Raw genomic sequence first — 11,837 nt, forward strand, 5'->3', positions numbered from 1 at the left:
TTTAAGACATAATAAAAACCTTGGAACTTTGTTCCAAGGTTTTATTTTAATTTCTCTTTAGCTATTGCACTAATTCTTCCGTTATCGGCACGACCTTTTACTTTTGGTATTACAGCACCCATAACCTTACCCATATCTTTCATGGAGGATGCTCCAACTTCCAAAATCACTTCGGCAACGATTTTCTCTAATTCTTCATCAGATAATTGTTCAGGAAGATAAGCTTGTAAAATACTGATTTCTCTCTTCAAATCATCTATCAAATCTTGACGATCGCTTTTTTCGATTTCAGAAAGAGCATCATTACGCTTTTTATATTCTTTTGCAATCACTTCAATAACGCCTTCATCATCCAACTCGATTTTTTGATCTTTTTCTACCTGCAAGATCGCAGCACGAATCATCTGAATTGCGTTCTTACGTACACTATCTTTTTCTTTCATCGCTGCCTTCATGTCTTCCAAAAGCTTTGCCTTTAAAGACATAACCATCATCCTTTATATAATTTATACAAAATTATCTATTTTTCTTTCTAGCAGCTTCTGATTTCTTTTTACGTTTAACACTTGGTTTTTCGTAATGTTCTCTCTTACGAATCTCTTGCATAATACCAGCTTTAGCACAGTTTCTTTTAAAACGGCGTAGAGCACTATCCAAAGATTCATTTTCTCTAACGATAACCTCTGACATGGATTCCCCTCCCTCCGGCTTGCAAGGTTGTGCTTTATGCATATAAACGGAGAAAAGTTCTAAAGCACTGTATTAGATTATACACAATTCAGCGCCTTTCGTCAATACTAATTAAAAAAAGAATAATTCTATAGATCTCCTTCAATTTTAACATGAAATTCTTCAAGCCAAGTGTTAATCTGTAAAATATAAGCAAGTATTTGCGGCGCTGTCATCAGCTGACCATACCAGGGGGAAGTAAATTGCGCGGGATTTTCTGCTATACTTTTTACTGTATCCCAATTGATTAGCTCTGACAGTATTGAACCAGGCTTATTTGCCAAAGCTTTTACTTTTTCACTCACTATTTTTAAATATTTAGGATGATGGGTCTTAGGATATGGACTCTTCTTTCGCAAAATGATTTCATCTGGCAGTATACCTTCCATTGCTTTTCTGATAATACCTTTTTCTCTTCCATTCAAGGCTTTAATGCTCCATGGCATATTATATGCATATTCAACGATACGGTGATCGCAAAAAGGCACTCTTACTTCCAGTCCATTATACATACTCATACGATCTTTTCTATCAAGTAAGGTCTGCATAAACCAGTTAATATTTAATGCAAACATTTGTCGCATACGCGTATTGAACTTTTCATCCCCTGGTAAAACATCTACACTGTTTATAGTATCTTGATATTTCTGCCTTACATATTCTTCCCCATCATCCAATACTCCTTGTTTTAAAATGCTTTTTCTTATTTCAAGAGAGCGGGCCCAGGGAAAAGTATCTTCAAATAATATCTCTTTATTATGATACCAAGGATATCCTCCAAAGACTTCATCTGCACATTCACCAGAAACTGCAACAGTAAAATCTTTTTTAACTTCTTTGCAAAATAATAGAAGAGAAGAATCAACATCAGCCATTCCGGGTAAATCCCTGGCTAAGGTAGCATCATATAAAGCTTCTGCCAAATCAACATGATCAAGAATTACTTCATGGTGAATAGAACCTATTTCATTCACCATATGTTCAATATATTTTTTATCTGAATTGGGTTGGAAAACACTTGCTTTAAAATATTTTTGATTATCTACATAATCAACAGAATACGTATTCAGTTTTCCTCTATTCATAAATTTATATTCATTCGCAGCGATTTTGGAAATAATACTCGAATCAAGACCTCCAGATAAAAAGCAACAAAGTGGTACATCGGACACTAATTGACGCTTCACCGCATCAATGATTAAATCTCTGATCTTTTCAATAGTTTTCTCAATATTGTCTTGATGTTCCTCAGCTTTTAAATACCAGTAAGTCTTAATTCTTAATCCTTTTTTATCAAATATGGCATATTCTCCAGGCTTTAATTCTCTTACTCCCTTGATCACACCATTACCACTGGTTCGTCCAGGACCTAAAAAAAAGATTTCAGTTAATCCCTCTTTATTAATGACAGGTTGAATTAAGGGGTTAGCCAAAAGAGTTTTTAATTCTGAACCAAAGATAATACTCTCTTTGTGAATATAGAAAAATAATGGTTTTACACCCATTCTATCCCGTGCCATAAACAACTTTTCTTCCAAGTCATTCCATACAGCAAAGGCATAAATACCATTTAATCTTTCAAGACAATCTTCTCCCCAGTGGATAAAAGATGTTAATAATACTTCGGTATCGGAATGGCCCTTAAATGAATATCCGTACTCCAGAAGTTCTTTACGAAGATCCTCTGTATTATAAAGTTCACCATTATATACAATAGTATATTTTGCATTCCCTTTTTCTATAGTCATTGGCTGAATCCCATTTTCAGGATCCACAACAATAAGTCTTCTATGAATTAGACATGCATTTTTTTTAAGATAAATGCCATCTGCATCCGGTCCACGACGAGCTAATGTTTCAGACATTTTGTCAATAATATGCTTTCTTTCTGTTAAATTCTCTTTATAATCTATCCATCCTGCAATACCACACATATTGATCCCTCCTAATCAAGATCACTTACAGTTTCCCAAATACTTGACTCATACTTACGAAACAGACTTGTCTAGTTAATAAAAAAAAGACGCCACATAACTGTGACGTCTTTGTCAATATCTATTATATGAAATAGATATTGAAAAGTTTCATTATTCAAATTTTATACGGGAAATTCTCCTCATAGCAGTGATGGTATCCTCTCTCTTTCCAAAGCAGGTCAATCTAAAAAATCCTTCTCCATTTTTCCCAAATCCTTCTCCCGGAGTTCCTACCACATTAGCATTCTCAAGCAAATAATCAAAGAACTCCCAAGATGTCATATTGTTTGGGCATTTAAGCCAGATATATGGAGAATTTTTCCCTCCGACAAACCAAATTCCCAAATCAGATAGAGTTTCCGAAATAATTTTGGCATTCTCCAAATAATAGTTTATATTTTCTTTAATCTGTTTCTGCCCTTCTTCTGTGAAAACCGCCTCTGCTCCTCGCTGAATAATATATGGAACACCATTAAATTTAGTGGTTTGTCTGCGAAGCCATAATTTATTTAAACTTGTATTTTCATAAACAAGTTCATGAGGAACAATAGTATATCCGCATCTTGTGCCGGTAAATCCTGCAGTTTTTGAAAGGGAACAAAATTCAATCGCACATTGCTTAGCCCCATCTATTTCATAAATACTTCTAGGTAATTCCTTATCTTGAATAAATGCTTCATACGCTGCATCAAAAAGAATGACTACTTTATTTGAAAGGGCATAATCCACCCATGCCTTTAATTGATCTTTATTATAAACCGCACCTGTAGGATTATTAGGTGAGCATAGATATATAATATCAGCTTTTACATCCGGATCAGGCATAGGCAAAAAGCCATTTTCTTCATTTGCATTCATATAAATAATTTTTCTGCCAGCCATAATATTCGTATCTACATAAACCGGATACACCGGGTCAGGAATTAAAACTGTATTCTCTAATCCAAAAATGTCTAAAATATTCCCCAAATCACTTTTGGCTCCATCGCTAATGAATACTTCATTTTCCTCCAATATTACGCCTCTGTTTTTATAATAATCTTTTACAGCTGATCTTAAAAAATCATATCCTTGTTCCGGCCCATATCCTTTAAATCCCTCTTGCGTACCCATTTCTGAAACCGCCGCTTGCATTGCATTGACTACTGCTTCACAAAGAGGGAGGGTTACATCCCCTATCCCTAATCTAATAATGTCTTTGTCTGGATGTTTACTTTTATATTCTGATACTTTTCTGGCAATAGTAGAAAATAAATAACTATCATGTAAATTTAAATAATTACTATTAATCTGCAATATTTATCCCTCCATCCACAAGATCAATAACACCTTCGAAAACTTTTTGAGCTTTGCCCGTCATAAAAACGACTTCATCTGTATAATTTATAATCAGTTCTCCACCCAAAAGTTTTACCTTAATGTCTTCACCTTTTTTGCAAAATCCATTCTCTACTGCTGCCACCGCTGCAGCGCAGGCACCTGTTCCGCAAGCCAAGGTTTCACCACTGCCTCTTTCCCATACCCTCATCTCTAATGTGTTTTCGTTTATGACTTTTATAAATTCTGTATTAACCCTTTCAGGGAAAATCGGAGCATGTTCAAACATTGGTCCCAATTCCTCAAGCTTTATATTCTTTATATCATCCATAAAAACTACACAATGGGGATTTCCCATGGATACACAAGTAATGCGGTATGGTTGATTTCCAATAATGGTTTCCCTATTGATTATTCTATCTCCCTCTAAAAGTACCGGAATTTGACTGGGAGTAAACTCTGCCCTGCCCATATCTACTTGAACTGACTCAACAGAATGATCTTTAATAAATAATTTTAAATGTTTTATACCACTTAAAGTATCAATCAGAAGTTCTTCTTTATCAACAATCTTATTTTCATAAAGATATTTCCCCACACAACGAATAGCATTACCACACATTTTACCTTCACTGCCATCTATATTAAACATTCGCATTTTTGCATCTGCAACATTAGATTTACAAATCATTACTATTCCGTCTCCACCAATACCAAAATGTCTGTCAGACAATACAATTGATAAGTGTTCTGGATTGGCCAATTCTTCTTCCATGCAATTTAAATATATATAATCGTTACCGCAACCCTGCATTTTTGTGAACTTTAATCGCATATTTTCACTCCTTTCATATTTACTTTTCATAAGTCTTTAAGATTCTTTCTGCCACTTGTCTTTTTGTAATGCGCATATCCATTGCTTGTTTTTCTATGAATCTATGAGCTTCAGGCTCTGTCATCTTCAAATATTCAATTAATACGCATTTGGCTCTGTCAACAAAGCGAATATCTTCTATTCGCTTCTGTAATTGCTCATTTTCATTTTTAAGGCCCCGCATCCTGTTATAGGATGCTGTAATAAGCTTCAGAGCACTCCAGAATACCTGTCGATTAACTGGTTTGGATATTACAAATACACCGTAGTTTTCAACCTTATCGCATATCTCATCTTCCAATTCGCTTTTAACAATGAGCATAACCTGTATTGTTCCTCTGCTCACAACATTAATTGCAAAATTTGCTCCAAACTCATCTGTCAAAGGTGCATTGATAATACACAAATCAATTTCTCGATCAATCAAAATGCGCTTTGCTTCATTGGCACTTTTTACACAGATAATTTCTTTATAAGAATTGAATTTTAAAAGTTCTTCCAATGAAACACTGACTTTCTCAGAACTTGACACAATTAAAACACGCTCCATACCACCACCGACTTATCCTTATCTAAATTTAGAGTATATGAAAATACATCTGTTTATCTATGCTCTCTTTATCTGAGCTTTTTACATATCGATCCCATTCTCCAAGTTTGATTTCAACATATTTCCCAAGCGTCTCTTCTCCTAAAATATTCTTAACAAAAGAACTGCTGGATGCAATGTCTAAAGCCTCTTTCAGATTCTGAGGAAGAAGTTTTAAATGTTCTATTTCATGGCTTGCGGTGAGATATAAATTAGAATTAATTGGTTGTGGAAGCTCTAGTCGTTTTTCAATTCCATCAAGTCCTGCATGCAAAATCAACGCAAAAGTAATATAGGGATTGCATGATGGATCTGGAGAACGAAGTTCCATCCTGCTATATTCTCCTTTTTCAGCAGGAATTCTTATGAGTTGTGAACGGTTTTCTTTTGACCATGATACATATTTAGGCGCTTTAAAGACTCCAAATCGAGCATAGGAATTTGTAGTAGGATTAGCAAATGCAGTAATTTCAAGAATTTTATCCAAAACCCCTGCAATAAAACTTTTGGCATCGGACGAATTCACATCACCATTTCTAAAAATATTAAATCCATTTTTTAAAAGAGATAAATTAATATGCAGACCACTGCCGCTTTCATGGGCAATAGGCTTTGGCATGAATGATGCAAAGAGGCCATTTCTTGATGCTATAGCTTTAACAACTGATTTAAATGCAATAAGATTATCTGCAGCTGTTATAGCATCACTGTATTTAAAATCGATTTCATTTTGCCCTGGACCTTGTTCATGATGGGAACTTTCCGGCTGTATTCCCATCTGCTCAAGAGACAGGCATATTTCTCTTCGAACATTTTCACCTTTATCAAGGGGCGCAATATCTAAATATCCCCCTTCATCATAAGGAGTAAATGTTGGCTTTCCTTTTTCATCTGTTTCAAAAAGATAGAACTCACATTCAGAACCTATCTTGCAAACATAACCCATTTTTTCAGCACGCTCTACAGCTTTTTTAAGAATATTTCTCGTATCTCCTTCAAATGGTTTTTTATCAGGATGTTTTATATCACAAAAGAATCGTATCACTCTTCCCTGCTGGGGCCGCCAAGGTAATATACTTAAAGTTGAAGGATCCGGATATAAAAACAAATCTGAATGCTCAATATTCATAAATCCTAAAATAGAAGAGGCATCAAATGAAATACCACTTTCAAAAGCTCTTTCAAGTTCATCCGGCATAATTGAAATATTTTTCTGAATTCCTAATATATCGCAGAATGCCAAGCGAATAAACTTTACATCATTCTCTTTTACAAATTGCAAAACCTCTTTCATTGTATAGGTCATGCCCCAAAACCTCCTTTAATTATGGGTATACATCTGCTTATAGGGGTTTTTCGTATCTGGAATCAGACAAAAGAAATTAGCATTTAAAATACTCTCTTTGTCTTTGCCAAATTCTTGGCAATATTCCTCAATATATCCTTTGATTTCCTCCATGTCATCTTCCGTAGCTTCTCTGGCAATAACCTGTTTTGGCAAATCCTGCGGAAGGTGATTCGTTCTTAAATAAATTTTACCCCCATGCATACCAGTTCCACAAAAATTTCCCACTGGGGGAGTATCTTTACAATTTAATCCTAGCACGATTATAATACCCCCTGCAAGATATTCTCCAAGAAAACTTCCTGCACTGCCTCCTATCACTATAACTGGTTTCTTATCTTTATACTGTTTCATATGTATACCAGTTCTATATCCTGCATTATCTCTGATAAATATTTTTCCTCCCCGCATTGCATAACCGCAAGCATCTCCAGAATTGCCATGAACATAAATCGTTCCGTCATTCATAGTATCTCCAGTGGCATCTTGAGCATTTCCATAAACTCTTATCGTACAGCCATTTAAATATGAACCAAGAGCATTTCCTGGAACACCATTAATGATAATATTTTTCCCTTTCTGGCCACTTGCTATATATCTCTGGCCGTTGCATTCATCAATCACTATATCTATATCAGTGGTATTTTTTAATTTTTCATTTAAATCTTTAAAATGTAACGCTTTAGCATTAATATCCATGAATCACACCCCCTAGCTTTTTCTTACGTTCTATCTTTGAGAAAGCCATTAAACTAGGCTTACGGCAAATTAGTTCAAAATCAATATCACTAAGAGGAACCCTATCTCTGATTAAACTCGTATAAATTCCTGCTTTTTCAATATTACCAATTATAATATAGCCTTTTAGCAGTCCATCTTTTACAAATAGTTTTTTGTACTGACCGGGGATATTTTGAGTATAGACATCTCCTTCATAGCTCCCTGCGGTAATCAGATGCAATCCAAAAAAGCCTATAGCATTCATAGGAATTGCTTTATCATATATTTTTTCTCCACCGGCCATATTGGTCCCTGCACATTCACCCATCATATAGGCATTCGGTAATAAGGCAAGAACTTTATTTTGATCTGTTGTAATATCATGAGACTCACAGCAATCTCCAGCAGCGTATATATCAGATAATGAGGTCTGACAGAATTCATCCACTACAATACCTCGGTCAACCTTACCATTAATCTCTTTTATTAAGTTTATATTAGGACGAACCCCTACAGCTAAAACCAGCACATCAAAATCAACTTCTTCGCCATTGGACAGTATGGCTTTATGATCTAAAAATTTTGCAACACTGGTATTCAAAATAAACTCAATGTTTTCTTTTTCTATATGAGATTGAACTACGCTTGCACCTTCTTTGTCTAATATACTGGAAAGAATTCTGTCTGACAGATCCACTACAGTTATACTACTTACTTTCTTTCTGATCCCCTCAGCACATTTTAAACCAATCAAGCCCGCACCAATAATTAATACTTTACTATCAGGAGTAAGCGAATTATCCAAATCTTTTGCATCATCCAGCGACATAAAAGTAAATTTGCTTTTTACACTTTCCAATCCTTCTACAGACGGAATAAAAGGTTGTGAACCCGTAGCTATAAGCAACTTATCATAATGTACTGCTGTATGATCATCAAGTTCGATTTCTTTACGCTCAGGATGAATTTTTACAGCTTCCTTACCAAGTATTGTTTTGCAGTTCATAACCTCATAGAAATTATCTTTTCGATATTTCATTCTTTCTTCGTCTGTTTTTCCATATAATAAATAAGATATAAGAGGCCTTGAATATACATGGTAAGGTTCTTTGCTGATTACTATTATTTCTCCATCTGTATCAATCTTTCTGATTCCTTCAATCGCGCCTACAGCAGCTGCTGAATTTCCAATGATAACGTATTTCATCTTTTCACCTCTCTTCAAATACAATTGCGTTATTAGGGCAGCCTTGTACACAATAGGGTGTTCCTTTTATATTATTGGTACATAATTCGCATTTTTGAATCACCCCATGATCACTAGGACTAATCGCGCCATAAGGACAACATAAGATACAAGTATAACATCCAACACATTTATTGGTATCAGCAGTAATCACTCCATCATGGATTGAAAGTGCTCCCGTAATACATCCTTTTACACACAGCGGGTCATCACAGTGTCTACATGATACTGCAAAGTTTATATTATTACCTTCTTCTAACTGAATTCTTGGATGAATTGATACGTTTTTAAGTGCTTTTGCCATATCTCTTTCATTAGAATTGGCAAAAGCACAATAATATTCGCACAAATGACACCCTAAGCACCATTCTTCATTAACATATACTTTTTTCACTGAAATCCCCCCTTATTCTCCTGCATGCTTAATACCTAGTATTTGAAGTTCTTTTTCATTAAGTCCTACACCTCTAAGCATCAGACGATTTCCTTTTAAACTTTCTATAGAATTAATACCCATACCACCCATCATTTCTTTGATCTCGTGATTCCATGCCTTCACAAGATTAATAAGTCTCTTATAACCAATATTTGGATTCAAACGCTTTACCAATTCAGGTTTTTGGGTTGCTATACCCCAGTTACACTTTCCGCTATGGCAGCTTCTGCAAAGATGACATCCCAGAGCAATTAAAGCAGCAGTTCCGATATATACAGCATCAGCCCCTAAAGCAATTGCTTTAACAATGTCTCCACTATTCCTAATACTTCCTCCTACAACAATAGAAACATTGTCTCTTATGCCTTCATCCCTAAGCCTTTGATCCACACTTGCCAGGGCAAGTTCAATAGGAATTCCCACATTGTCTCTTATTCTTGTAGGAGCAGCACCTGTACCTCCACGAAATCCATCAATGGCAATAATGTCTGCTCCGCTTCGCGCAATACCACTGGCTATTGCCGCCACATTATGAACGGCTGCTATTTTAACGATCACTGGCTTTTTATAATCCGTAGCTTCTTTTAAGGAATATACTAATTGTCTTAAATCTTCAATTGAATAAATATCATGATGAGGAGCCGGAGAAATAGCATCAGAGCCTTCAGGAACCATTCGAGTTTTAGAAATATCTCCTACGATCTTAGCTCCTGGGAGGTGTCCTCCTATGCCTGGTTTTGCCCCTTGCCCCATTTTTATTTCAATTGCAGCTCCTGCTTCAAGATAGTCTTTATGCACTCCAAATCTGCCTGACGCAACCTGCACTATCGTATGTTTTCCATATTGATAAAAATCTTTATGAAGTCCGCCTTCACCTGTGTTATAAAGGATTCCTGCTTCTTGTGCAGCTCTTGCCAAACTCTCATGAGCATTATAACTTATAGAACCGTAGCTCATGGCAGAAAACATAATGGGCATGGCTAATTCAACACCAGCAGATAAATTGTTTACAAGTTTTCCATCCTTGTCTCTTTCTATTTTATTAGGCTTACTACCCAAAAATACTTTCGTTTCCATAGGCTCACGAAGAGGATCAATGGAAGGATTAGTGACCTGAGAAGCATTAATAAGGATTTTATCAAAATAAACAGGAAAATTATTAGGATTTCCCATGCTGGACAGAAGTACTCCGCCACTTTCTGCTTGTTTATATATTTCCGAAATTGATCTGCCGCTCCAGTTAGCATTTTCCTTAAAGGTATGATCACTTTTTACTATTTTGAGGGCTCTTGTAGGGCAAAGAGATACACACCTGTGGCAATTTACACATAAGGCATCGTCACTGCACATGATCTTTCTTTCTTCATCGTAACTATGAACTTCATTGGCACACTGTCGTTCACAAACTCTGCAGTTAATGCATCTGTCCATATTTCGTACAACTTCGTATTCAGGATATAGATAATTTACCCCCATTATTTTGCACCTCCATTCAATGTAACTATAACTGGTTCCCCGCCCTGAGGCGCCCATACTTTATCTAAGTTCGGCTCTATAATTCGAATGGCACATTCTTCACTTGCTATATACACCGTATCATCTTTTTCTCCAACCACCATGGAACGAAGTTTTAATCTGTCATTTAGTGCCATAATTCCTCCATCAAATCCTACCAAGATGGAAAATGGCCCGGTAATCAATAAAGATGCGAATGTATTTCGTAAATAAGTGTATTTTTCTTTTTCTTCTTTTGGCATTCTGTCAATAACCTGCCAGAATGGAGCTGCAACCACACCGGATATCTCTTCTAAACCAAGTCCTATTTTACGGTTTAAATAATCAATGATATAAGTGATGACTTCAGTATCTGTTTGTAATGTACATTTATAACCGTACATTTCGATAGATCTTCTATTAGCATCGTAAGAAGAGATCTCTCCATTGTGTACTACTGAATAATCCAGCAATGCGAAAGGATGCGCTCCTCCCCACCATCCTGGGGTATTGGTTGGATATCTTCCATGGGCAGTCCAGCAATAACCTTCATATTCAGAAAGTCTGTAAAATTCTCCAACATCTTCTGGATATCCTACTGCTTTAAAAACGCCCATATTTTTACCACTGGAAAATACATATGCACCATTAATTTTCGTATTTATTTTCATGACACATCTTGCTACAAATTCTTTTTCATCCAACTGACTTTCACTTAATTTGGTCGGAAGGGGTGTCACAAAATATCGCCAAATCAGTGGAACATCTGTGATCCCAGGGGTTTTTCTTGTTGGAATTTTAGATAAGTTAATAATATCAAAATGACGTTCTAAAAATTCTTCACATTCTTTTTTTGAGGTATTTCCATCATAAAATATATGAAATGCATAATAATCTTTATACTCAGGATAGATTCCGTAAGCTGCAAATCCTCCTCCCAAACCATTTGAGCGGTCATGCATTGTCGCAATGGACTTAATGATCGATTCTCCACTAATTCTTTTACCAGATTTCGAAAAAATTCCCGAGATAGCACATCCGGACGGTATCCTTATTTCTCCTTCTTTCAACATATTCCCACCTCCAAAAATATCTCTCTTTCTTTAGCTTC

General features: G+C 35.7%; 12 protein-coding genes. All 12 read right to left on the reverse strand.

The window, feature by feature from the left end:
- Nucleotides 1–41: 41 nt before the first annotated feature.
- A complete protein-coding gene (locus JOD07_RS05085; protein ID WP_158738890.1) occupies nucleotides 42–485 on the reverse strand; it encodes a GatB/YqeY domain-containing protein in 444 nt (147 codons plus the stop codon).
- Between the two features lie 31 nt (nucleotides 486–516).
- Complete coding sequence (gene rpsU / locus JOD07_RS05090) at nucleotides 517–690, reverse strand: 30S ribosomal protein S21 (protein ID WP_158738889.1); 174 nt, start codon at nucleotides 688–690, stop codon at nucleotides 517–519.
- Between the two features lie 128 nt (nucleotides 691–818).
- Nucleotides 819–2,663, reverse strand: coding sequence for an asparagine synthase (glutamine-hydrolyzing) (asnB, locus tag JOD07_RS05095; protein ID WP_204612594.1), 1,845 nt, complete (start codon nucleotides 2,661–2,663; stop codon nucleotides 819–821).
- A gap of 153 nt (nucleotides 2,664–2,816) precedes the next feature.
- Nucleotides 2,817–4,001, reverse strand: coding sequence for an LL-diaminopimelate aminotransferase (locus JOD07_RS05100; RefSeq protein WP_204612596.1), 1,185 nt, complete (start codon nucleotides 3,999–4,001; stop codon nucleotides 2,817–2,819).
- The gene (gene dapF / locus JOD07_RS05105; RefSeq protein WP_204612605.1) at nucleotides 3,991–4,857 is read right to left on the reverse strand and encodes a diaminopimelate epimerase; all 867 of its coding nucleotides are present in this window, start codon (nucleotides 4,855–4,857) and stop codon (nucleotides 3,991–3,993) included. Before dapF ends, JOD07_RS05100 begins: the two co-directional genes overlap by 11 nt.
- A gap of 19 nt (nucleotides 4,858–4,876) precedes the next feature.
- A complete protein-coding gene (locus JOD07_RS05110) occupies nucleotides 4,877–5,446 on the reverse strand; it encodes an ANTAR domain-containing response regulator (protein ID WP_158738885.1) in 570 nt (189 codons plus the stop codon).
- 28 nt (nucleotides 5,447–5,474) lie between these two features.
- Entirely contained in the window at nucleotides 5,475–6,791 is a 1,317-nt protein-coding gene (gene glnA / locus JOD07_RS05115; RefSeq protein ID WP_158738884.1) for a type I glutamate--ammonia ligase, read from the reverse strand.
- 15 nt (nucleotides 6,792–6,806) lie between these two features.
- Complete coding sequence (locus JOD07_RS05120; protein ID WP_204612607.1) at nucleotides 6,807–7,529, reverse strand: GltB/FmdC/FwdC-like GXGXG domain-containing protein; 723 nt, start codon at nucleotides 7,527–7,529, stop codon at nucleotides 6,807–6,809.
- Complete coding sequence (locus JOD07_RS05125; RefSeq protein WP_204612608.1) at nucleotides 7,519–8,757, reverse strand: NAD(P)/FAD-dependent oxidoreductase; 1,239 nt, start codon at nucleotides 8,755–8,757, stop codon at nucleotides 7,519–7,521. The genes JOD07_RS05120 and JOD07_RS05125 overlap by 11 nt, the downstream gene beginning before the upstream one ends.
- Before the next feature lie 4 nt (nucleotides 8,758–8,761).
- Nucleotides 8,762–9,190, reverse strand: a complete 429-nt coding sequence (locus tag JOD07_RS05130) for a 4Fe-4S dicluster domain-containing protein (RefSeq protein ID WP_158738881.1) — start codon at nucleotides 9,188–9,190, stop codon at nucleotides 8,762–8,764.
- A gap of 12 nt (nucleotides 9,191–9,202) precedes the next feature.
- Nucleotides 9,203–10,708: a glutamate synthase-related protein gene (locus JOD07_RS05135; RefSeq protein WP_158738880.1), complete on the reverse strand. Its 1,506-nt coding sequence runs from the start codon at nucleotides 10,706–10,708 to the stop codon at nucleotides 9,203–9,205.
- Nucleotides 10,708–11,799 carry a class II glutamine amidotransferase gene (locus JOD07_RS05140; RefSeq protein ID WP_158738879.1) on the reverse strand — a complete coding sequence of 364 codons (1,092 nt, stop codon included), beginning with the start codon at nucleotides 11,797–11,799 and terminating at the stop codon, nucleotides 10,708–10,710. The genes JOD07_RS05135 and JOD07_RS05140 overlap by 1 nt, the downstream gene beginning before the upstream one ends.
- Nucleotides 11,800–11,837 lie beyond the last annotated feature (38 nt).

Origin of the sequence: Defluviitalea raffinosedens (assembly GCF_016908775.1) — a bacterium.
Lineage (GTDB): Bacteria > Bacillota > Clostridia > Lachnospirales > Defluviitaleaceae > Defluviitalea > Defluviitalea raffinosedens.